This is a genomic window from Myxococcus eversor (assembly GCF_010894455.1).
GTDB lineage: Bacteria > Myxococcota > Myxococcia > Myxococcales > Myxococcaceae > Myxococcus > Myxococcus eversor.
In genome coordinates, this window is sequence record NZ_JAAIXY010000010.1 from 213,638 (window position 1) to 236,839 (window position 23,202).

16 protein-coding genes and 2 pseudogenes are annotated in these 23,202 nt (G+C 68.0%); 6 read left to right on the plus strand and 12 right to left on the minus strand.

Going from position 1 to position 23,202, the window contains the following annotated elements:
• Positions 1–83 precede the first annotated feature (83 nt).
• Entirely contained in the window at positions 84–566 is a 483-nt protein-coding gene (locus tag G4D83_RS21745) for a GNAT family N-acetyltransferase (protein ID WP_163866720.1), read from the minus strand.
• On the opposite strand from G4D83_RS21745, the pseudogene G4D83_RS47250 reads away from it, so the two are divergent.
• The 3 genes and pseudogenes from G4D83_RS47250 to G4D83_RS21760 form a co-directional block, all read left to right on the plus strand.
• Positions 565–1,191 (plus strand): annotated as a pseudogene (locus G4D83_RS47250) (ISL3 family transposase); the annotation flags it as partial. The gene G4D83_RS21745 and the pseudogene G4D83_RS47250 sit on opposite strands and share 2 nt — an antisense overlap.
• Positions 1,185–1,520, plus strand: coding sequence for a transposase (locus tag G4D83_RS47255; RefSeq protein WP_420826652.1), 336 nt, complete (start codon positions 1,185–1,187; stop codon positions 1,518–1,520). The pseudogene G4D83_RS47250 and the gene G4D83_RS47255, both read left to right, overlap by 7 nt.
• Positions 1,521–1,603: 83 nt before the next feature.
• Entirely contained in the window at positions 1,604–2,884 is a 1,281-nt protein-coding gene (locus G4D83_RS21760) for a hypothetical protein (RefSeq protein WP_163866723.1), read from the plus strand.
• Between the two features lie 284 nt (positions 2,885–3,168).
• Here the strand turns inward: G4D83_RS21760 and G4D83_RS21765 are convergent, their stop codons facing one another.
• From G4D83_RS21765 to G4D83_RS21795, 7 genes are all read right to left on the minus strand, one after another.
• Positions 3,169–4,506: a hypothetical protein gene (locus tag G4D83_RS21765; RefSeq protein ID WP_163866724.1), complete on the minus strand. Its 1,338-nt coding sequence runs from the start codon at positions 4,504–4,506 to the stop codon at positions 3,169–3,171.
• A 609-nt stretch (positions 4,507–5,115) separates the two neighbouring features.
• The gene (locus G4D83_RS21770) at positions 5,116–6,261 is read right to left on the minus strand and encodes a serine hydrolase domain-containing protein (protein ID WP_240356484.1); all 1,146 of its coding nucleotides are present in this window, start codon (positions 6,259–6,261) and stop codon (positions 5,116–5,118) included.
• Positions 6,262–6,489: 228 nt separating this feature from the next.
• Positions 6,490–6,924 (minus strand): hypothetical protein, encoded by a 435-nt coding sequence (locus tag G4D83_RS21775; protein WP_163866725.1) that lies wholly within the window; start codon positions 6,922–6,924, stop codon positions 6,490–6,492.
• Between the two features lie 177 nt (positions 6,925–7,101).
• Positions 7,102–10,851, minus strand: a complete 3,750-nt coding sequence (locus tag G4D83_RS21780; RefSeq protein ID WP_163866726.1) for a bifunctional serine/threonine-protein kinase/formylglycine-generating enzyme family protein — start codon at positions 10,849–10,851, stop codon at positions 7,102–7,104.
• Positions 10,848–11,957 (minus strand): ADYC domain-containing protein, encoded by a 1,110-nt coding sequence (locus tag G4D83_RS21785; RefSeq protein WP_240356486.1) that lies wholly within the window; start codon positions 11,955–11,957, stop codon positions 10,848–10,850. The genes G4D83_RS21780 and G4D83_RS21785 overlap by 4 nt, the downstream gene beginning before the upstream one ends.
• Before the next feature lie 18 nt (positions 11,958–11,975).
• The gene (locus G4D83_RS21790; RefSeq protein ID WP_163866727.1) at positions 11,976–13,361 is read right to left on the minus strand and encodes a sigma 54-interacting transcriptional regulator; all 1,386 of its coding nucleotides are present in this window, start codon (positions 13,359–13,361) and stop codon (positions 11,976–11,978) included.
• Between the two features lie 1,166 nt (positions 13,362–14,527).
• On the minus strand, positions 14,528–15,799 hold the full coding sequence (locus G4D83_RS21795; RefSeq protein ID WP_240356487.1) for a sigma 54-interacting transcriptional regulator: 1,272 nt from the start codon (positions 15,797–15,799) through the stop codon (positions 14,528–14,530).
• A 358-nt stretch (positions 15,800–16,157) separates the two neighbouring features.
• Between G4D83_RS21795 and G4D83_RS21800 the strand changes: the two genes are divergently transcribed.
• Positions 16,158–17,432 (plus strand): ADYC domain-containing protein, encoded by a 1,275-nt coding sequence (locus G4D83_RS21800; protein ID WP_163866729.1) that lies wholly within the window; start codon positions 16,158–16,160, stop codon positions 17,430–17,432.
• Here G4D83_RS21800 and G4D83_RS21805 read toward each other — a convergent pair.
• Complete coding sequence (locus G4D83_RS21805) at positions 17,413–20,622, minus strand: serine/threonine-protein kinase (protein WP_240356488.1); 3,210 nt, start codon at positions 20,620–20,622, stop codon at positions 17,413–17,415. The genes G4D83_RS21800 and G4D83_RS21805 overlap by 20 nt on opposite strands.
• A gap of 348 nt (positions 20,623–20,970) precedes the next feature.
• Here G4D83_RS21805 and G4D83_RS21810 point away from each other — a divergent pair, with 348 nt between their 5' ends.
• The gene (locus G4D83_RS21810) at positions 20,971–21,423 is read left to right on the plus strand and encodes a hypothetical protein (protein ID WP_163866731.1); all 453 of its coding nucleotides are present in this window, start codon (positions 20,971–20,973) and stop codon (positions 21,421–21,423) included.
• A gap of 64 nt (positions 21,424–21,487) precedes the next feature.
• Complete coding sequence (locus G4D83_RS21815; protein ID WP_163866732.1) at positions 21,488–22,177, plus strand: hypothetical protein; 690 nt, start codon at positions 21,488–21,490, stop codon at positions 22,175–22,177.
• Positions 22,178–22,193: 16 nt separating this feature from the next.
• On the opposite strand, the pseudogene G4D83_RS47260 reads toward G4D83_RS21815, so the two are convergent.
• From G4D83_RS47260 to G4D83_RS21820, 3 genes and pseudogenes are all read right to left on the minus strand, one after another.
• Positions 22,194–22,268 (minus strand): annotated as a pseudogene (locus G4D83_RS47260) (DUF5953 family protein); the annotation flags it as partial.
• A gap of 202 nt (positions 22,269–22,470) precedes the next feature.
• On the minus strand, positions 22,471–22,653 hold the full coding sequence (locus G4D83_RS46295; RefSeq protein ID WP_240356489.1) for a hypothetical protein: 183 nt from the start codon (positions 22,651–22,653) through the stop codon (positions 22,471–22,473).
• Positions 22,654–22,662: 9 nt separating this feature from the next.
• The coding region (locus G4D83_RS21820; protein ID WP_240356490.1) for a serine hydrolase at positions 22,663–23,202 on the minus strand (540 nt) is incomplete at its 5' end.

Sequence of the window (23,202 nt, forward strand, 5' to 3'; positions counted from 1 at the left end):
TGCCGAAGGCGGCCTTGCCGCGTCCATGACGCAGCGACCGAGTTTTGGGTAGGCACAGGTCCACGAAGTATCGAGCAGGCGCGTCAGAGCTGCTGGTACATCACCCATGCATCGACGTCGCCCGCGGTGGGATGCCGGAACGCGAGCGGCAGCCGCCCGACGATGTCGAACCCGAGCGCCTGCCAGAGCTTCACGGCCCGCGTGTTCGTGCTGACGACGAAGTTGAACTGCATGGCGCGGTAGCCACGCACGCGCGCATGCTCCAGCGAGTGCGCGCACATACGACGCGCGATGCCTCGGCCCAGCGCGGCCGCGCTGGTCATGTAGCCACAGTTGCAGACGTGCCGTCCGCCACCGGCCTGGTTCGGACGGATGAAATAGGTGCCGACAATGACGCCGTCCTCCTCCGCGACGAACGTCTCCCTGTCCGGCCCCATCCAATAGGCCAGCGCGTCCGCTTCGCTCATGTTCGTGTCGAGCGCGTACGTGGTGCCTTCGCGAATGGTGGGGAGGATGATGGCTGCAATGCCCGCGGCATCAACGGCTTCGGCTCTCCTGATGAGCATGGCGGGAGTCTACCGCGGGCAAGGGCCGTGTGGGCGTGCTCCGGTTCCGTGGCTCTCCCGCACTTCGTGTGGTTCCTCTCTGGTCGTGCGACTCGAGTTGCGTGTGCGGCGCTTCTGCTGCCGAAACCCGGACTGCTCCCGCCGCACGTTCGCGGAGCGGCCGGTGCGCCTGCTGGCCGCTCAGGCTCAGCGGACACGGCGGCTGGCCACCACGCAGTGCGCCGTTGCAATCACAGCCGGAGCAGAGGCTGGGGCCAGGCTGCTCAAACCCCTGGCCATGCCCACCAGTCCCGGTACCCTCCTGCGGCTGATTCGCCGTGCTCCTCTGCCTCCTCCCAGCCCCGCTCGCGTCCTGGGCCTCGACGACTGGGCGCTGCGCAAGGGGCGCACCTACGGCTCCATCCTTGTCGACCTGGAAGCGCACTGCGTGCGGGACGTGTTGCCAGACCGCTCAACTCACACGGTGAGCACCTGGCTGCACCAGCACCCCGGCGTGGAAGTCATCGCCAGAGACCGGTCGACTGAGTACGCACGAGCAGCGGCACTGGGCGCTCCAGAGGCCCAGCAGGTAGCGGACCGCTGGCACTTGCTGCTGAATGGACGGCAAATGATGCAAAGCTGGATGACCAGCGCTCACCTCCGCCTTCGAGCGCTACCAGCCGTTTCGAGCGCAGACACTCCTCCCGCACGTCGTCACACCGAGCAAGGCCAACGAGGTCCTGCAGGTCCTTCGAAGCGTGGTTGGGCGAGGCGCGTGCGTGCGAAGTCAGCGCGGTGGAAACCTTTGCGGAGGGCCTCGAACAGGACGGCGCTGCCGTCCGGGCAGCGCTGACCACTCCCTGGCGCGACGCCCAGGCCGAAGACCAAATCACGAAGCTCAAGCTTCTCAAGCGTCAGATGTATGGCCGCGCCAACTTCGACCTGTTCCGCCGCCGAGTGCTGCTCACCATCTGAGCCTACGGTCCATACGAAGTGCGGGAGAGCCACTGAACCGGGCCACGCCCCAAGGTGCCCGGCGGCTGCTGTAGAGTGGGGCCGTGTCCATCATCGTCTTCCGCGACCGTGCCGCAATGTCCCCGGAGGGGCGGTTCACTTTGGAGGCGCGCTCCTCTCACAACTGGGGGATGGACCGCCACCAAGACGGGGGGGCACGGTTGGAGGACGACTCTTTCGCCAAGTACCGCGAGGACCAGTGTGGGTTCGGCTACCGGCTAGTCGAGCATGTGCCCGGGGCTGCGGAGCCGCGTGTCGTCTGGGTGCGGAGGCAGGGGAGAGGCGAGTTGCCGCCCCTGGGCCTGTGGGTGTCGGATGACGGTTGGGTGGTTCTCCGATTGCACGGTTTCCCTCCTCAGGTCGTTGCTGTCGAGCCGTCCGGGCGCGAGGTATTCCGGGTGCGCGTCATCCGTGGGAATGCGGAACTGGAAGACTGGGAAGCGCATGAGCCCCGTGGGCGAGTGTGGCGGGCACGCAACTACGACTCGGGGCCTGCCGAGGGGGATACCTGGGCCCGGAATTCGTGGTCCTACTTTCACTCACGCGAGGGCTTGTCGCTCTTCGTCTGCCGGACGTCCATGGGCCAGCGCCTCGTTCTCGACCTCTCCGGGGCAGCCCTCGTTGGGGAGGATACCCCCGAGTGGCCCGCGCTCTCCCGCGAACTGGATGATGCGGAGCGGCGCGGCGTGGAGTCGCTGCTGGCGGAGCTGACGGAGCGACGGGCAGAGATTGTGAGGGATGCGTCGCAGGAGAAACTGGGGCGCATCGTGGCCGGGCTCCATCTGGTGGGTGTGCATCGTATCGAGTCGTGCGTGCCGCACCTCCGGCGCTGGGAGGAGGTGGACCGCCCCTACTCTATCGAGAGCAGCCTCGCGTTCGGCGACGGGTACTCGACGTGGCTTGAAAGGCAAACATTCCGCCCCGTCGTCCAGCATGCCCTCCGGGTGCTGGGGCTTCAGCCCGAAGGCCATGCGACGTACCATTTCCTTGATGGTGGGGACGACGAGTGTCGCCTTCCCATGCTGGCACCCGTGACAGACCGGCGCGCGCGGGCGGCGGCGCTACACGAGAACATGTCGGCCGGTGAGGTCCTCCAACTGCTGGGCTCGCCAGACGATGTGCTGAGTCCGTCGCGAGAAATAGGCGGGACGTTCCACCGGACAGAGGACTGGGACTACGACTTCCTCACCCCATCGGGGCAGTGGCTCACTCTGAAGCTCGCCTGGGAGGCGGTTGACGGTCAGGGCCAGCTCATCTCCATCCAGGAAGCGCCGGCTGTCTGGCTGTATTCCGATGACCGAGTTCGGCGCTTCCTCGACCGTTGAAATGAGTCCAGCAGACGCGGCTGGTGCATCAGCTGTAGGTGTCGTGGGGACTCACTGGGCAGTTGGGGAAGGGCGTGGACTAGCGATAGGCGCATCCATCCAGCCGGAGCTGGCTTCAGCCACTCGACGAAAGATGATTCCGCCCTTTCGCATCGTCGACCCAGGCACCAGGCAGACCGACGACCGTGCGCGCCTCGCTCGCATTGACGCACTGCCGAAGGCGGCCTTGACGCGTCCATGACGCAGCGACCGAGTCTTGGGTAGGCACACCTGCGCCCCACTCGTCACCGGGGGGGAGACGTGCCCGCCGGCGCGAGGCCGCTGCTTCCTCGGTAGAAGAGCCAGTGGCTGTTGGCGCCGCCACTGCCGCAGCCATTGGCGGTCGTGTAGAACGTCATGCTGACGAACTTGTCCCCGGGCGCAAAGGGGTTGAATCGCACGATGGCGGTCCTGCCTAGATCCGTCGTTTGGAACGACAAGACCTCGGCGCTCGAGCCCGTGGGCTCATTCAGGAGCCAATACCCGCTAATGCCTGGGCGGGTCACGGAGGCGCGCAGCAGCAAGCCATTCGTGCCGTAGGTCCAGCCGTGGAAGTCGGTCCCGGTCACCAACTCCACCGTCTTGTAGGAGCCGGCATTGGTCTCGAAAGTGAGGGTTCCGTAGGGCCGGGTCAACGAGTAGGGGCCAGAACGGACCCTCTTAGTGAGGGTCGTGGTTCCACAGGCGCCGGAGACGGTCGCGGTCAGGTCGACATCGCCGATCTGAGGGCCTCGCGTGAGCGTCCCGGTGTTGTTGCCAAGGGTGGTCGCCGTCGCCAGGGTCGCGTCACTCGAGCTCCAGATGACGGAAGCGCCACAGGGCAGCCCGGTGACTCGATACTCCTGGGGGGTCGCGGCGCAGAGGATGTCGGGGCCTGTGATGGCCATCGTGGGGTAGCCGGAGTTGGCGACGCTGGACCGATAGGGCCCATGAGTGGTGCTCCCTGCCTTCACCGAGACGGAGATGCCCGACTGAGCGGCGCCGCAGCTGGGAGTCAACGTGAGGGACGCTTCGGAGGTCGTCAGCGTGGCCGGTGCGGGTCCGCCCTGATGGAGCCAGCCATTGCTCGCCGAGCCGAGGTCCCACTCGTACGCCGTGACGTTCGGGATTCCTCCGAGGTTGTTCACGGTGAAGGTTCGCGCAGACGTGTCCCCACACGCCAGGGCGACGGACTCAGGGGTGAGGGAGAACACGGGAGGTAGGGTCTCCGTGATGGAGAGCTTGCTGATCAAGACCTGCGTCGACTTCGTGTTGGAGCCCTGGGTCGCCAGGACGAAGAGGTAGTCCAGGTCCTCGCTGGCGGTCCACTCGGTGAGGGAGTAGTCCTTGGTGGTTGCCGAGCTGATGTAGGTTGCCCCCACGACGTCATTCAGCAACATCGCCCAGTACTCCTGTCCAACGGGCCCGCAGCCCGAGGGTTGAGTCTCAGCGGGCGCGGGGAGCGACGTGCGCACGGAGAAGCTGAGATGGGGGCTGGACACAGGATCATCCGAGGTCTTCGACGCAGTCACCGCGAGGGTGTACTTGCGTCCGGCCTTGAAGCCGACCTTGAGGGCATAGGCCGTTCCCAGGTTCGAGGCCAAGGTGTTTCCTGACTGAGCTTCGAGGATGACAGCGCTGCCGTTGAATCTGGCCCCTCCAGAGACCGAGTAATGAACGATGTCGTTGATTTTCGCAGGCGTCGAGAGATTGAAGACGTTACAAATGCCGGTCGAGAGTCCGCTCGAGCTGTTGTAGGTAATGGTCTTCTGTGCGAGGGCGCTGGATGTCGTCAGCATGGTCACGAGCGCGAGTGTTTGCGCGAGGACCGATGAAGAGATTCCTCTCATTGAATGCTCCTGGGATGGGAAGGTTCGGAGCTTGAGTGAGAATGTGATTGATGTCCAGGTCCGGCCCTGCTCGAGGAGTCATCCTTCATTCACCTACGATGTACACCTGTCATCGGATGGCATGTCTCGGAGCGCTGCGGCACTCCTGATCTCCCGCTTCCGCCTCACCGCCAAGGAATGCCAGTCTATGTGTCGCGCGCCCTCGGGGGTTGGGCTAACCCAGGGCACGGTTGACGTGATCTGAGGGGTCTGATCTTCATAGGGGATGAGCGTTGGACTCCCCCATGCGTATTCCGGTGAAGGTGAGCACGCATTCCAGCTCAAGCCGAGCAGCCGTTCCGGCCATGGCGAGCCGTCGGAGCGTCAGCGACCCTGCATGGATTCGACCCTGTCGAAGAGGGGCGCCAGCGCGCGTTCCATGTCGTTGGCGGTCGCATCGCCGCTCTGGTTGGTGATGATGAACACCCCCAACTGATACTTCGGCACGAGGTAGAGATAGCATTGCGCGCGAGGCACGCCGCCGTGATGCACGTAGTGGGTGCCCAACTGGCTGTTCTGGCCGATGTTCCAGAAATAGCCAATGCTGAAGTCCTCCGCGAAGCGCACCAGCGGCTTGTGTGACTCTGTCACCGCGGGATGGTTGCTCAACTGCAAGCGCAAATACTTGACCATCTCCGGCATCGTCGCCTTCAAAGCTCCCGCGGCGCCCCAGGGCAGCAGTGGCATCGGCGTGGTGCCGACCGGGTTGTCGCTGTGGTAGCCAGGAGCCAAGCGGTTGGCGTCCTGGGCACGCAGGCGCAGCCACGTGTCGTGCATACCGGCTTCCCGCGCCAGGAACTCCGCGAGCAACGACTCGTAGGGAGCCCCGTGGATCTTCTCGAGGGTGTGCGCGACCAGCTCGGTGCCGGCGCTCGAATAGGCATAGTCCTTGCCGAGCGGGCCCTCGATGCTGACGGTGTGCAGGTCCTGCCAGAACCGCGGCTGCCCGTAGTCCGCATAGGCGGCATTGAGCTTTGCCGGGGTGGCATGCGCAGTGAAGTCCCTCAACACCTCATTCACTTGCAGTGGCAACATCCCCGGCATGCCGCTGGTGTGTGTGACCAGGTGGCGCAGACGGATGGGCCCGCCGTCTGACTGAAGGTTCGGATAGGCGGACGGCAGATACTTTTGTATCGGGTCGTCGAGGGTCGCCTTGCCTTCGAGGACAGCGTTTGCCAACAGCAGTCCGACGAAGGTCTTGCTGACCGACCCTATCTCATAGAGGGTCGAATCATCGGGCGGATTGGACTTGCCGGTCTCCAGCTCACCCCGATGCAGGATGAACTCCTCGCCGCGATAGACCACGGCGATCGACGTTGCGTGCAGCAGTCGTGACCGCAGCAGGGTCGTCGCGGCCTGGTTCATTGCCGTGGGGATATCGCGGGCGGGTGCAGGGCCCGTCGTCTTGCAAGCGGCCAGCACCAGCATCATTCCAGCAATGGCTACGGAGCGTTTGTTCATCAGGCGCATAAAGGGGACGGGCACTCTCGCACGCCCCCCCAGGTCGGAGCCAGACACGCGAGGCCCCCTCGCGGTAGCACCGGCTCATGCGCATAGCCTGGAACACGAGAAGTTCTCGGTGTCACCTCGACTTGATTCCCGCCGCCACCCTCCCATCCAGCATCGTGAGGACCCCAGCTGCCCACCCACAGCGCATGGCTTCAATCCCATGGGGCTGTGGTGGGCAGACTTGAAGCGTTACTGCAACGTATGGGTTCCGAGGCTCGACAGTACGCCCGTGCCTCCAGCGGGCAGGTAGGACCTCACGCCCGTCGCGGAGATGACGCCGGGCTTCGTGAGAATGCCCGACCAGGAGTCCGCCAGCACATAGGACCAGTCACCAGGCCGCGTCACCGCGGAGAATTCGAGGGCGAGCGGCACCAGGCTCCCGTCGGGGTTGTGGACGAAATGGAAGGTCCCGGAGACGGGGATGCTCAACGGTCCGACTGGCGTGAAGTAGGTGTCGTAGGTCCCGCTGAAGGAGCCGTCGAAATCGCTGGAGTGGGTGATGTTCAGGACGAACTCACCGTTCTCGGACTTGTACGTTCCATTGATGTCGAAGGCGTGGGCGGAGGTGCTGAGCATCAGCATCGGAAGGACGAAGAGGAGGCCGAAGAGCTTGCTCTGCTGCATGAGTGAAACCTCTCTGGGGGTCGAGGAGCCCTGCGTGGGCTCGGACCTCCCCTTGAGCACGCGTTGTGCCAGCCCGCACGGAGGGGGTGTCCGCGGGGGCGGTGGTGGCGCGGTCGTGTGCGGGCGCCTGTCCTGGACATGTCCGGACATGTCCGGACGCGGACGGCTCCAGTCACCTCACGGGGCGTGATGCGAACCCGTGTCGGGCGCGCAGACGCGGAGGCCCACGCGGATGTCCCTCAGCCAGGGCTCGTTGGGCATTCGGGTGTTGGAGCGGTTGGAGATGCGGTCGTAGTACCAGGACCCTCCGCGGGCCACTGCCTCTCCGGGCGCGCGGACCGATTGCACCCATTCGATGGCGTTGCCGGCCAGGTCCATCACCCCGAAGGGGCTGGCGGAAGCAGGGTGGGCACCCACCTCGTCGGGACCGAAGCCCAGCGGTTGGCGGCCATAGGTCTCATCGAAGTTCGCGTCGTCCGGCGCGAGCAGGTCGCCCATGGGAAACAGGCGGGCGTCCGCGCCACGTGCCGCGCGCTCCCATTCGTATTCGGAACACAGCCGGGCTCCCGGGACGCGCCCGGAGCGGTCCAGCCACGCGAGGTACGCCCGCGCGTCCTCCAGCGAGATGGCCGAGACGGGAAACCGCAACCAGTCCTGCACGGCCCTGTGCGTGCGGCCTGGGTAGTGGATGGGCTCGCCGCTGCGCGCGGAGAGGGGATGCTGCGTGGGCTGGAGCATGAGCCGCCAGCCCGTCTTCTCCCGAGTGAGCGCCAGGGCGCCGGCCGTGGACCTCACGCCGGGCGTCCGTCGCCGCTGCTCGTCCGGTGGCAATGCATCGAGGAACGCGAGCCACTCGGCGAACGTCACCTCATGGCGGGCGATGAGGTAACCCTCGGTCATCACCGGCCGGAGCGGGGGCGCCTGGAGGAATTCGCGTCGCAGGGCTTCGTCGTCGCTGCTGCCAAAGAGGAAACGGCCCGGCGGGATGTAGACGAAGCCCTCCGGGATGTCGGCCGACCGCGGCAGGGGGATGCGCGCCTGGAGGCGCTCTCCCGATGACAACACCACCGGCAGGACGGCGCGCGTCAGGCCCGGTGCCTGGAAGGTGAGGACATAGGACCCCGGGCCCGTATCGAGTGCATGCGACGCGATGGGCGTGGGGCCCAGGGAGATGCCTTCGGACAGTCTGGGTGTTCCGGGCAGGCCCGTGTCACGCTGAAGCAGCACCTCCACTCCCGGGGGCTCCGTGGCGAGCTCCAGGACCGGCGGAGCGAGGAGCCTGCGTCGCCCGTCACCGTCGTCATCGAGGCCCGCCAGCCTGCGCAGGGCTTCGCGCCGCTGTCCGGGACGGAAGAACCACTCCGCCAACTCCATGCGCCCGGTCAGGACCTCCGCGAGGAGTCCGCGGGCCTCCCTCCGCGAGCCGTCCAGCAGCAGGGCGGTGTCGAGTGCCTGCGTGGCGCGCTGGTAGGCCTCGTCCGCGAGGCCATCGCTCGTTCGTGCCTGGGTCCAGGCCTCCTCGGGTTCCCCTGCGTCTGCCTTGGCCAGCGCGCCGGTGAGGACGCGCTCCCCACGCGCGTCCAGGCGTTGGAAGGTGTCCGCGCGCGCTGCCTCCGCTTCGGCATGGTGGGCGCGGGCTTCGGTGAGAGACACCCGGGCTTCATCCAGGTGCTCCTGCACGGTGCGCTCCAGCGCGTGGCGGCCCTTCATCCAAGCCGCGCCTCCCGCCACCAGCGCGGTGAGGGGCAGGGCCAGCCCCAGCCCCAGGCGCCGCGCGAAGGAGCGCCGGAGCGCCCTCCGCGAGGCCTTGAGGAAAGCCACTTCTTGCCGCGTCAGCGCGAGCTCGCCCGCCGCGGTCACCGCGTCGAGTTCACGCCGATTCCACAGCGCCGAGGTGGCGCGGTCCGCGCGCTCCCATCCTGCCGCGGCGAGCCTCACCCGTTCGAGCACCTGCCGCTCCTGCCGGGCCGCTTCGAGCCATCCGCGCAGGGTGGACCAACCCTGGAGCAGCGCCTCGTGCGCCACCTCGTGGACGTGCGCCTCACCGTCCTGCCTCACCACGACGAGCCGCGCCCGGACCAGGGCCTCCAGCGCGATGCGATTCGCGGAGGTCTCCGCACCCAGCTCCCCGGTGGTCCGTCGGACCCGGGCGCCTTCCGGGCTGATGAGGCGCGAAAGCAGGTCGCGAGCCGCCCGGCGCGCCTCGGGTGCCAGCGCCGCCAGCGCTCCGTCCGCGTGACGACCCAGGGCTCCGACGACGCCCCCGAGCGCCTCCAGCGAAGCTTCTTGGATGCGCTGGTTCGCCCGGTCGCGGGCATCCCACAGCTCGGCGAGCGTGAACTGGAGGAGCGGCAGTCCTCCCGGAGCGTGGGCGGAGGACGCCACGAGCGTGTCCACCAGGGCCTCTGTCTCGAACGCGACGCCTGTCACGCGCGCCGGACCGACCACGGCCTCGCGCGTCCCTTCCGGGCCCAGCGGCTTGATGAGGAAGAGGGCGCGCGCCACTTCATCCTCCAGCCCTGGCAGCGCCGCCAGCCGGGTGAAGAAGTCGCCTCGCACCGTGGCCAGCGTGCGCACACCTGGGGCCAGGATGGCCAGGTGCCCGAGCACCTGCGTGAAGGCGGCGGCTTCGTCCGACTCGCTCTGGGTGAACAGCTCCTCGAGCTGATCGATGAACAGCAGGGTGCCTCGCGTGGGCCCGGCGGCGCGCAGCGTCCGGGCCATCGCCGCGGGCTCTTGCCGCACCTGGGCCGCCAGTGTCTCCTCGGACAGCCCGAGCCGTCCCGCCACCGCGGCGACCAACGCCGTGAAGGGCCGGCGCCCGGGCATGAGCGGCAGCACGGTGTACGCACAGCCGTCGTCGAGCCCCGCGAGCATGACGAGCGGCGACACGCCCGCCCGGCACAACGAGGACTTGCCCACGCCCGAGTCCCCCGCGACGAGCACCAGCGCCTGGGCGCGAAGCCGCTCATGGATGGCGCGGACCTCCGCGCCACGTCCGAAGAAGACGGCCCGGTGCTCCGCGTCGAAGGCCCGCAGCCCGCGATAGGGATTGCCGGGAGGAACCGGCGCCGCATCGCGGTCCTCGTTCAGACGCTCGAGTTCCGCGCACAGGGCGTCGGCGGAGGCGAAGCGCCGCGCCGGATCGTATTCGAGACACCGGAGGATGACGGCGCGCAGGCGGACGCCGAGCCCGCTTCCGGAGGGTTCCAGACGGGGAGGACGCGCTTCGGGCGTCCCCGGTTCGTCCACCGCGCCGCTCGCGGTGGGTGTGTCGAAGGGGCGATGGCCCTCCAGCAGCTCGTGAAGCACCATTCCCAACCCATAGACATCTCCCCGGGGGCCGGGCGGTTCGCCACGCAGCGCCTCCGGAGCCATGTACCCATGGGTGCCGGCGAGGGGGACCGTGGCCCTGGCCGCGGCGTCTGCCTGCTCCGCCGCCCAGGAGAGCGCGAGCCCGAAGTCGACGAGCTTCACCTCGCCCTCCGGGAGCACCATGACGTTGTCCGGTTTGATGTCGCGGTGGAGCACATGGGCGCGGTGCGCGGCGGCCAGTCCCCGTCCCAGTCCCAGCGCGATGGCGAGGACTCGTTCCGGCGGGAGCGGCGTGTCCAGGTCCCGCAGGGAGACGCCGGGGAGGAACTCCTGCACCAGATAGGGCTGGGCGCCCACTTCCGAGACCCGGTACACCGTCACCACGTTCGGGTGGCGGAGGCGGGCGAGCGCCCGGGCCTCGGCGAAGAGCCGGTCCCGCTGTCCCGGGCCGGACCGCTCCGCGCCGATGAACTTGATGGCGACTCTCCGCTGGAGCGCCGTGTCCTCGGCCAGGTAGACGCGGCCCATTCCTCCTTGGCCCAGCAGGCGGATGAGGCGGTACTCGTCGAAGGCCGGGGGCGGCTCCCAACCCCCTGGCGTGGGGGCGCTCAAGGCAACAGAGGGGGCACGCAGCTCCCCCCATGACAGGTCCTTGGCCCCAGGGGCTCCCCCGTGCACACGGGGCACTGGGTGCGGAGCCCTCCACCCGCTCCATCGTCCGTGACGCAGTACTCGTTCTTCCAGGTCTGGGTCAGCAGCAGGAAGGGCACGCCCCCGTCGAAGTAGTCCTTCAAGGGGGTCCCCACGTCACCGGGTTGGCGGCAGTCGTAGCTGGCCTTCACCGGGGCTCCTGGCGCCCCTCGGATTTTCGAGAGGAGGGTGGGGGCGTAACGCGGCCGCACGCAGCTCTCCCCGTGCGGCGTCACGCCGAAGGGCAGGGCGCCGTGCTCATTCCAGGCGGCCTCGAAGAGCAACGGCGGAAGCCCTCCGGAGAAGGTGTCCTGGGTCTGGATGCCATGGCCATCGACGAAGTCGACGTAGGTGCCCTGGCACGTGAAGGGCTCTCCGTCGCCGTTGTAGTCGGCGCGCGCGGCCCGCACACACGCCTGGAACAGCCGCGCGAGCGGGGGCCCGCCATCCCACTCCTGGTTGGGGAGGTAGCCCCAGTGCGCGCAGACGCCGACCGCGCCCGTCGTGCAGCTCGCCGTGAAGCAGGGCGTGTCGCCGCCTCCGTCGTTGAAGCTTCCATCCGGCATCCAGCAGCCGGGAATGACGACCGCCTTCCCTTCATAGAAGTGGCTCGTGGGCGGTGAGCATTCCTGGGGGTTCCGCGTGACGTAGCCCTGGCCCGCGCAGACGTTGTGTTTCAGGACGACATCGGTGACGGTATAGAGCTTGAGCTGGGCGCCCGCGTCTTTCAGGAGCGCGGGCAGGCACGGGTCCGCGGGGGGGCTCTCGCGGATTTGATAGGCCCTGCCATCGCTTCCCACCCAGTCGCTGACGCCTCCGTCGAACTGTCTCTGGAAGAAGACACTGCCGCCATCGACGCCGGTCCAGCCGGTAAGGCCGGGTGCCTGAGGATTGACGTGCTCGGGCTGGGGGAGCGGGGCCTCGCGGGACTCCTGGGCCCGCGGCTCGAAGGCCATGGGCGCAACGCAGTCCCCGGCGCTCAGCGTCGCCATCCAGGCCATCATCGTCAGGGGGAGGAGAGAACGCATGGGACCCTCTGGGAAGTCTCAGCTGAGGCGCGGCGGGGGCGCGCGGTAATGGTCCAGTTCGAGTCCGAAGTCCTCGATCCACCGATACACCTGCTGCCGCGAGCACCCGAGGTGCCGGGCCACTTCGGCGACCTTCCCCTGGTGCGCGCGCAGGTGGGTCTCCAACTCCTGGGGGGTGGAATCGACGGCGCGCGCCGGACGCGGAGCAGGAGGCTGGGAGGAGACCTCCGCCACGGACGGCTGCGTGGAGGGCCGGGCTGTCCGCATCCGCCGCTCCGCCTCCAGCTCATGCTCCACCTGCACGCCCCACTTCAACGACCCGCCATCTGAAGCGATGACCGCGATGGAGAGCACGTTGAGCAGGCCTCGCACGTTGAGCGGCCAGTCGTGCAGGAGCAGCGCCTCGGCGAGGCTCACGTCGATGGGGCGGGATTCGGCCTTCATGCGTCCGAGCAGGTGGCGCGCGATGGGCGCGATGTCCTCGCGGCGCTCGCGCAGGGGGGGCATCAGGAGGCGCCATTGCACGAGCCTCGCGTAGAGGTCCGCGCGGAAGGCGGCCTCATTCACCTGGGAGACGAGGTCCTGGTGCGTGGCCGCGAGCACCCGCACGTCGATGGGGACCTCCTGCGTTCCTCCCAGGGCGCGGACCCGCCGCGTCTCCAGCACGCGGAGCAGTTTGACCTGGAGCATGGGCGGCATCTCACCCAACTCGTCCAGGAACAGCGTGCCCCCATGGGCTTCGCGCAGAAGACCGTCCCGGGCGGATGCGGCGCCCGTGAACGCGCCGCGCACATGCCCGAACAGCTCGCTGTCCAGCACGCTCTCCGCGACGCCTCCGCAGTTGAGCGCGATGAAGGGCCCCTCTCGGCCGCTTCGTTCATGGAGAGCGCGCGCGGCGACTTCCTTGCCCGTCCCGGTCTCCCCCAGGATGAGCACGGATTGCACCTGCCGCGCCGCCCGCTCGAGGTCGCGGTGGAGCCGCGTCAGCGCGGCGCTCCTGCCCACCAGTCCGTCAACCGGGTGTTCGTCATGGGGGGCCTCGGAGGGCTCGGCGAAGACAAACAACGTGTCCCCCATTCGCAGGACATCCCCCCACGCGAGGGGAGCGCGTCCCGTGAGCGGTCGTCCATTGAGATGGGTGCCATTGTGGCTTCCCAAATCCTCCACGAACCAGGTCCCCCCGGCGTGTTCGATGCGCGCATGGCCCCGGGAGAGCCGGGCGTCGTCCAGGGCGACCCGGGGGAAGAGGGGGGCGCCACGCCCCAGGAGCGTCGCGCCGCCGCCAAGCCCATGACGCTCATCCTCGATGAACGCGTTGCGCGTATAGGCAAGGAAGAGCGTCGCCGCACCGGTTCCACTTTCAAACGAGGGGGCGTGTTCGGCGCTGAGGGTGTCGTCGGTCATCGGGGCCGATGCCTGTCATATGGCAGGTGATGGCCTTCCGGAAAGAGCTGGATTTGCCGTATTTTTACAGGCCTTGCGGACCTGGGAAGATGCCTTGTAGGAGGGAGCGCCGCGCCTCACCGGAGGCCAGCGCGGACTGTCAGGGTTCGCCGTATGTGGTGCAGGAATCATCCAAAGGGGCCTCGTTGGAGTTCTTGCAGTCGCGGAGCTGGGAATCACAGAGCTTCTCGAGTGCTGTGACGGTGCACCGGGCAGCCCTTTGAAAGCGCGAACATGTTGCCACGACAGCGAAGCGTTTGTGGCAGACCTTCTGCTGCTCGATGCAGGCATTCCAGCACGCATTTCGCATTTCCTCGGGTGTTCCAAGATAATCAAGTCTCACATCGCTATTGGGGGAGGCGAAGAGCTTGAAGCGGTATCCTTCTTCGAACTTTGCTTGATTGTCGTTGCACGACACGACAGGAGCGCTTCCGGATAGGGGGTACTCAAGCCCCGGCCATTCCCGCTTCAATTCCGCGGGCATCGATGGCACTCGGCAGATGCTTTCGGCTCTCTTCCGTGATTGACCCTCACCGGGCATTTTCGAGGCGCCACGGTCGGGGGCGTGGGCGCAGGAGAGAGACACGCTGAAGAGGGTGGCGGATACGACGCTACAGATGGCTTTCATTCCGAGACGCTACCAGTCAGCGTTACAGGTGGAGACAAGCAGTCGAAGGCTGCATACAGGAGGGCCGTCGCGCTGCCGATTCGAGTGCTCTGTCTCAGCGCGCGAGGCCCACCGAGCCCGCCGGGTTGTGACGGACCGGGGTAATGGATCGCAGGCGGGTCACCCAAGCTGTTCGTAGCGGGGTCGGCCAAGCGGACCGCAAGTCGGAGCAGTCAGGACGGCGGTCCGCACACCCCAGAGACAGTTGGAGGAAACGCGGCTGGCGGGTGGGGTGAGCGCCTGCCCGGCCAGTCCTTCCATGCATCCTCGCGAGTCCACGAGCACCGCGCCCCAGCAGCCCTACGGAAGAGCAGCCTCCCTCATGCCGCGAAGTGGAGCGCTCCCATCGTCCTGCCGCTTCGGCTCCAGCCGAAGCCTCTTCATGAGCAGAGGAGGATGCATCCGGCCCCAGCGCCCCTCCGTCGATAGAGCCTTCGAGGTGGGCGGCCGTCTCCCTGACTCACTCCTGTTCGTCCGCATCGGGAGGGGTGAGTGCGTGGCGCTCGAGCAGCCTCCGGAGCTGCGTGCGATGGATGCCGAGCGCTCGCGCCGTGGCGGTCACGTTGCCTCCGTTCTGGAGCAGGGCCTGCTCGATGCGGGCACGCTCGTCGGGAGGCAGGGGCTTTGCCTTCGATGGCGCCCGCTGCCGAGGAGGTTCTCGCTGCGCTTCGGGAGCCCGTGACAAGGCCGGCCCGAAGCTCGCTCCGGCGCCAGGACCGAGATGACGTGCCTCGACACGAGACGCGCCTTGCATGAGCGCGGCTTGTACCGCGCCGCGCAGCTCGACCAGCAACTCGCGGACGTTACCGGGCCAGGGCCTCCGCAGACACTCCTCGACCAGCGAGACGTGCAGGCCCATCCCGGGCGAGAACCGCTGGAGTTCCTGCTCGAGCAGCAGGGGAATCTCCTCGGGGCGCTGGCGCAACGGCGGCAGCGTGACCTCCGGTCGGCCGATGCGGAAGTACAGGTCCTCGCGCAATTGCCCGTTGGCCACCAGGGCGCGCAGGTCCTTGTTGCTGGCGCAGCAGACTTGCAAGTCTATCGGCTGTGCCTTCGAAGCCCCCAACGGGAGCACCTCCCTGCTCTCGAGTACCCGCAGGAGCTTGGCCTGGACCGACAGGTCCAGGTCCACGACCTCGTCGAGGAACAAGGTGCCTCCATCTGCGGACTGGAGGTAACCCGGGGCGTCCACGTCGGCCCCTGAGTACGCTCCCCGCCGAGCGCCGAACAGCAGTCGCTCCGCGATGCTCAGGGGAATGGCCGCGCAGTTGACGGCGATGAAAGGGCCACTTCGCCGGTGAGAGTGGAAGTGGAAGGTGCGCGCCACGCCTTCCTTGCCAGTACCGCTCTCCCCATGGATGTGCAGCGAAAAGCCAAGACTGGCCGCCTGGGAGACTTCCGCGAGCAGCCTTTGCATCGCCGGCCCCCGCACGAACCCCTCCACGAGTTGGACCCCCTCGGCTTGGAACGGCCGTAGGTCCTGGCAGGGAACGAAGAGCGAGTCCCCCATGCGCACCACACGCCTCGCCTCATGGACCGTCCCCTTGGGAAAAGCCTCACCGTCCACGAACGTGCCATTCTGACTGCCCAGGTCGGTGACCCAGAAGCTCCGCCCATCGAAGCGGACCTGGGCATGACGCCGCGACATCTTCGCGTCCTGGACCTCACCCAGCGCGGTGGCGCCTCGCCCCAACTCCAGGACCTCCCCACTCGAGGGCATCGCCACGGCCATTGCCCGGCCTCCTCCGAAGAGGCGCAGCAGCCCTGGGACACGAGCCGCATCGCTCGCATGAGCGCCAGCGACATCCCTGCTGGAGCGCACCGTCGACCGTTCCAGTTCCCGTTCCATGGTTGCCATCATACGCTTGTGCCACGGGCACACGTCAGGCGGTGCCTCTTCCTGTGCCACGGACCCTCGCTCCACCACCGCGGGCCCGCGTCGCTTCGCAAGTCATCGAGACTCCTCGCGGCGCGGGGAACCCTGTTCACGCGGCCCGCTCTGGCACGACGTTCGCTATACAAGCCGCACGATGAATGGACTGGCAATGACAACGAAGCAGTGCCTCCGCCCTCCCGGACTCGGCTCGCGAGTGAGCGCAAGGCTCCAGTACGTGGTGATGCTGTTCCTGGCCATGGGGGTCAGCGGGTGCTGTGTATTGTTCCCCGGGAGCAAGTCCTGCGTGAGGCCCACGCCCCCCGGAGAGCCCGACCTCAACGAGAGCCTGCCCGTCCGGGACTGCCGCTCGGAGACCTGTGTCCTCCCCCCGGAAGCCATACCCCTGTCGCCATGGGAATGTCCGACCGGGCAACCCAGCTGCCGACCTCCGGAGACGAACGGGCTGGGCATCTTCGTCGTCGAGGGCGGCACCTACTGCTTCCAGGTGAATGGGAGACCCCGCTTCTGTCCCGAAGCCTTCGCGAACATCCCGGCCTCGGCCAGCGCACCCCGCCCCTCTGTCCGCTTGATGGGCCGAGTCCCCAGCACGCCCGGCGACCTGCTCGGCGGATACACCGTGACGGGAGTGCTACAGAATCCCCGGACATCCGGCACAGGCGAGTCCGTCAGGATTCACAGCATCCAGGCGGAGGGCACCCGGTTCACCGTGAACTACTGTCCCATGTCCAGCACCTGCACCGACACCCAGGTTCTTCAACTTCAAGACGAGGACCTCCACCGGCTGAGACTCGGGGTTTCGCTCCCAGCCGATGACGGCGGGCCCGAAAGAGCGGCGACCTTCGAGGTGGCGGTGACGCCCCGCCTCGGGGCTTCGACCCGGGTCCGCGGCTATGACGTCCTCTACCGGGAGGCCAGGGGGACTTGGGTGCATCACTGCGACCTGGGGGGCGTCATCGCCTCCGACAGGGACGCAACTTCCTTCCTGCCAGGGCTGCGCATCAACAGCGTGAACGCAGCCGTCGAGCCCGTCCCGACGTGGACCACCATCGGCTGTGAGTCGGGGGCCATCGTGAGCTGTCTCGACTGGGGCTACGCCCCCTGGAACCCCGACACAGGCGTCTACGACACGCTTCGCGGCCATCTCTTCGGCTCGTGCCTGCAGGCCAAGCGCGCCGCGTATTTCGTCGGCCGCGGAGACCTCAAGAGCTACACCCGGAATGGCACGCGCATCAACAAGCGCGACGAGTTCGGACTGGGGAGGGACGCGAGCAACCAGGTCGAAGAGCTTCGGACGCTGGAGGCCCTCTGGAGTCCCCAAGGCGCGGTCTGCCTCAACCCCGAGAACCGCCGGGTCCCCGGCATCGCCCCGCCCGCCGGCATGCTCGGTGTGCCGCCTTGCGCCAGGCCGCCCACATGGACACCGACGGGAAAACTCGCCACGGGCACGTTCACCCCGGCGCCGGACTGAGCCCCGCCTCGCGGAGCGCCTCCGCGTACTCCCGCCGCAGCAGTGGATTGAAGACGAGGGCCTTCACCAGTGACTCGCGGGCCTGACGCAGATGCTCGGCGCGCGCCGCCTCCGCGCGTGCCAGCCGTGCCTCGAGCAACAGCAACCCTCCCCGGACGGCATGAGCCGAAGCCAGCTTCGGGTCCAGCGTGAGCGCCCGGTCCACTTGCGCGAGGCCCTCGGAGATGAAGCCAGGGGCCTCGCGGGGAGACACCGCTTCCGCCAGACGCAGGCAGGCCCTCGCCAGCTCCTGGTGGGAGTCGTTGTAGGGCTGTATCTCCACCGCGCTCCTCGCTTCGGCGCGCGCGAGTTGGAGGAGTCGGAGTCCGGAGCCGCCGTTGCGTCGTACCCAGGTGGCCTCCACGAGCGCCAGCCGCGCGCTCAGGACCTGACAGTCGGCGCAGCTCGCATCCCCTCGCGTCGCGTCCCGCAGGGCATGTCGGCCCGCCTCGAGCGCGACATCGGGGGCGCGACCTTCCACCACGGCCTGGGTCGCCGCGAACACGTGCCCTGTCGCGAGGAAGAAGTGGGTCCGCGCGAAGGTCGGATTGATGCCGAGCGAGCGCTCGAACCAGCGAGCGGCACGCGCCAACGGAGCCCGTGCATCCGCCGCCGAGGCGACGAGGTACTCCACGCGAAGCAGCTCCGAGAGCCCCAGCTTGTTCAGCGCGGAGTGGTAGTTGCCGTTGATGGCGAGCACTGCCTCACCCGCCGCGATGGCCTTTCGCACCTCCGGCTCCGGATCAATCCCCCGCGCGAGCCGCTGAGCCGCCATCGCGTTGTACAGCTCCGCCAGGTTCGAGTACCCGAACACGTATTTCGGGTCGTACCTCACGGCCAGACGCAGGAGGCGTTCCGCCTCGGCATAGGAGGTGGATGGGTCCTCACCGCGCTCGCGCTGGCGATTGCCTCGCCAACGATGCACCAGCGACAGGTCGTTGAGTCCCCAGGGGTATTGGGGTTGGAGTTCGAGGGCCCGACCCAGCCGGGAGATGGCCTCGCGCCAGGACGGCTCGGGGTCTCCTCCCTCCCAGGACGCCTGGAGCCCCCGGAAGAAATAGCCGACGCCCAGGATGTCGTGTGCCTGGACGTCCAGGGGAGACAACTCCACCGCGCGCGACGCGGTCGCGATGCAGTCGGTGAGGAGTCGTTTCGGGTCCACCTCTTCACCGCCCGGGTTCGCGGCGCGGTACCGATTGAGGAGGATGAAGGCCTTCCGGGTGTAGCCAGCCCCGCGAGACGGCGCGGCCTGGAGACCCTGCTCCGCCGCGGACAGGGCCCTCTGCAGCGAAGCCCCGGAAGACTGCCCCTCGCGCCGGTCCAACTCCGCCTCCTGCAACCCCACCTCCGCCAGCGCCTCGTAGCTCCGGGCGTCACTGCGTCCCAGCTCCACGGCGCGCTCATGGAGGCGGCGGGCCTCGTGGAGGCCCGAGCGGGCCGCGTCGTAGTGGCCCCGCTCCAACTGCTCCATCGCTCGCGCGTGGGCCACGTCGCCCGCGAGCTTCCGGGCCTCGTACAGCCACGGCGCCTGGGTCTCGGCGAGGGCCGCCGCCCGAGCCGCCGCGTCGTAGTCGTGGCGATAGAAGGCAATCAATCCCTCCAGATATTGGGGGGACTCCAGCTCCAGCACCTGGCTGCGTTCGAGCGACTGGAGCGCTGGCCGGAGGTACTGTTCTTCGAGGGCGCGCTGCCGCGCCGCGACCCACGCCGGGTCGCCCCCGTGCCGCGCCGCTTCCATCTCCTGGTGGTAGCGCTCGCCGAGGCCCCTTCCCAGCGCATGATGGAGCTCTGGCGAGTCCAGCCCCAGCCTCCTCGCGCGCGTCAGCGCGGAGAGCGCCTGTTCCAGCTCTTGCATCGCCAGATGGCCACGTCCCAGCGCGTACTGGACGAGCGCATCTCCCGGTGCCCCCAGCGTGTGCGGCCAGGCGGCGATGCGCGCCATGCGCTCGCGCACGAGCTGCTGCTCTCGACGGGTGTCATGCAGGGGGGCCGTGTATGCGAATCGCAGGAACCACTCGAGGTCCTTCACCTGCTGGCCAAGCTGCTCGGCCATCCGCGCACGCCCCTCCGATTGCAGTCGAGCCTGTCGCGCGTCCCACCTGGACGTGATGCCCAGGCCCGAGAGCACCAGGATGAGCGAGAGTGACACGGCGGAGCTCGCCACCAGGGTCCGGTGCTTGCGCGCGCGGCGCCATAGCCGGGAGAGCGGCCCCGGGCGCTGCCCGAGGATGGGCTCTCCGTCGATGTAGCGCCCCAGGTCCTCGGCCAGGGCTCGCGCCGAAGGGTAGCGCTGCCCGGGGTCCTTGCTCAGGCACTTGAGGACGATGACTTCCAGGTCGCCGGGCAGGTGAGGCACGAGCGTGCGCACGGGCGGCGCCTCTTCGTGGAGCACCTTGTTGAGGGTGCCGACGAGCGTCTTGTCCGAGAACGGAGGAGCGCCGGTCAGCAGTTCGTGGAGGGTGGCGCCCAGGCAATAGACGTCCGAGCGCCGGTCGACGGCCCGCGTCTCCCCTCGGGCCTGCTCCGGTGACATGTACGCGGGGGTGCCCATCACAGCGCCCGACCGGGTGATGCCCTGCTCGAGGCTGGGTTCGTGCGCCAGACCGAAGTCCATCACCACCGGGGCGCGGCGCCCGTCCTCCTGCCGTCGCACCAGGATGTTGCCCGGCTTGAGGTCGCGGTGGATGACGCCGAGCCGATGCGCCTCGTGCATCGCGGAGGCGACCTCTCGCATCAGTTGGACCCTCTCCGGGAGCGACAGCCCCGCCGCGGCCTGGTCGAGCCGCTGGCCCTCGATGAGCTGCATCGCGATGTAGTCCCGGCCCTCCGCATGACCGACCTCGTACACCGCGCACACGTTCGGATGGTCGATTCGCGCCTGCATCCGGGCCTCTTGCAGGAAGCGCATCACCCGGTCCGGGTCCGCGCCTCGCACGAACTTCAGCGCGACGGTGCGGCTCAGCCGCCTGTCCCAGGCCCTGTGGACCTCTCCCATGCCGCCGTGGCCGAGCAGCTCCAGCAACGTGTAGTGCCCCACGGAAGCGTTTCCGTGGAGCGGGCCCGACCCCGCTCCGGGCGAGCCGTCCGGCACGAGGCTGGTCCCCACGGTGAGCTGTGCCACCTCCGGCGTGACGTCCCGGTCATCGTCCACGGCTTCCCCCCTCCCGTCATGGTAGCCCATGATGGTCTACCCAGACACCCGGCCCCCGGCCATCCGACACAGCGAAACGGTGTGCCTGGCACCGCGCGGCGCTGTGTCCGTGGTGTGCCTTCCTGGGCCTCGGTCAGGTGCGCTCCGAGGCAGATGCGTCCGAGGAGCGCGGCGACTGGAACGGCATGTGAGCTGCAAAGCCATGCATCCGACGAGGACGTATGGAGAGGCCTTCACGACCGAAGCACCGACTCCACACCTCCACGCTCATGCCGCCGAGCCGAGGGGCCGGCTCCGGCAAACACTCTCACACGCCTCGAAGCACCTTCACTCCAAGGAGTCGAACCGATGGCCCATTACAAGAGGATCCTCATTGCTTCAGCGGTGGTGCTCGGCAGCGTGGCGGGGACCGCCAGTGCCCGCACCGTCTCCGGGTGGCACGGCAAGCCCCAGCTCCAAGCGGATGGCGCCTGCCTGGGCGAGTCGTGGACCACGCAGACGAACAACTGCCCCAGGACGGTCGGGCTGTTCTACCCGCTCCAGGTCGACGACTCCGGTAACTACCGGGTCACCTTCAATGCCTATGGCGCGAGCTCCGCCAACAACGTCGGCTGCCGGTTCTTCGCGCTCAGCCGTGATGCGACGCAGATGTGGTCGGTGCCCGTCACCTACCTCCCGAGCTTCGGCGCCAACGTGAGCGTCGCGCTCGGCCCGGTGTACGTGCCTGTCGGCGGCACCCTGAACCTCGCGTGCGACCTCAACCCGGGCGGACGCGTGAACAGCGTTTACTGGTACCAGTAGTCCCGTCGAGCCGCCGCTCCCCGGCTTTCGGGGAGCGGCGGCTCCCTCCACCGAGGTCATGACCATGAAGCCCCGACATCTCTTGACGGGAGGCGCCCTCGCCTGCGCGTGCGCCACCGTGATGTTCTTCCAGCAGCGGCATGACAGGGACGAGCTCCTTCGACGCGCCTCCATGGCGGAGCCGCTCGCGACCGCGAGGCAGGGGCCGGCCTCCGCGCCCGAGCCCACGCCGCCCGCCCGTCTCCGTGAAGCGCGCGTCGAGGTCCCCGTCCCCTCGCCCGTGGCACCCGAGCCCGTTGCCTCGACACCCGAGCTCGCCGCCGCGACACCCAAGGCTGGGGGGACGCCCGCCCCTTCGTCCGCCTCCACGGAGGAGGTGAGACAGCGCCTCGAGGCCTACTTCGGAGACGAGCCTTTCGACACCGCGTGGGCGCGGAGCGCCGAGCGGCAAGCGAAGGACGGCGTGAGGGCCGCGCTGCCAGACCCCTCGCAGCTCAGGTCCATCGAGTGCCGGGCCAGCCTGTGCCGCATCGAGACGGAACATGGGGACAACGAGCAGTCCTTCAACTTCGTGCGCACGGCCTTCATGGCTCCGGAGCGGCAGGTGTGGAACGCGGCGTTCGTGACGGTGCGCGGTGTGGATTCGACCGACAACAAGGTCGTCACCATCACGTACCTGGCGCGAGAGGGAGTGGAGCTCCCCATGGAGAGGCTGCTCTCCCCAGGGGGCGATGACGCGCAGGCCCTCCAGTAGTCACCACGAACCAACGTCAAAGCGCTGTGCGCCCGCCGAGCTCAGGGACGCGCTCATCGGCCCGCGGGAGTGCGTCCAGGTGAGCAGCGTTGTCGAGGTCGAGCGGCGCATCGGTGAGCGATACGACCCACCCCCGAGGCCGTGCGCCGCGACCGAGTGAGCAGGCCCACCTCCCGCGAGGGGGCTGGGAACCTGCGCGCGGCCTCCCTGCTCCACATGCTCTCCGACGACTTGTCGAGCTGAGAGAAGTCTGCGCGGGCTCGACGCGTACTCACTCCCTGTTGTTCGCCGTGCTAGCGACCCTGCATGGATTCGACCCTGTCAAAGAGGGGCGCCAGCGCGCGTTCCATGGCATTGGCGGTCGCATCGCCACTCTGGTTGGTGATGATGAACACCCCCAACTGATACTTCGGCACGAGGTAGAGATAGCATTGCGCGCGAGGCACGCCGCCGTGATGCACGTAGTGGGTGCCCAACTGGCTGCTCTAGCCGATGTTCCAGAAATAGCCAATGCTGAAGTCCTCCGCGAAGCGCACCAGCGGCTTGTGTGACTCTGTCACCGCGGGATGGTTGCTCAACTGCAAGCGCAAGTACTTCACCATCTCCGGCATCGTCGCCTTCAATGCTCCCGCCGCGCCCCAGGGCAGGAGAGGCATCGGCGTGGTGCCGACCGGGTTGTCGCTGTGGTAGCCAGGAGCCAGGCGGTTGGCGTCCTGGGCACGCAGGCGCAGCCACGTGTCGTGCATACCGGCTTCCCGCGCCAGGAACTCCGCGAGCAACGACTCGTAGGGAGCCCCGTGGATCTTCTCGAGGGTGTGCGCGACCAACTCGGTGCCGGCGCTCGAGTAAGCATAGTCCTTGCCGAGCGGGCCCTTGATGCTGACGGTGTGCAGGTCCTGCCAGAACCGCGGCTGCCCGTAGTCCGCATAGGCGGCATTGAGCTTTGCCGGGGTGGCATGCGCAGTGAAGTCCCTCAACACCTCATTCACTTGCAGTGGCAACATCCCCGGCATGCCGCTGGTGTG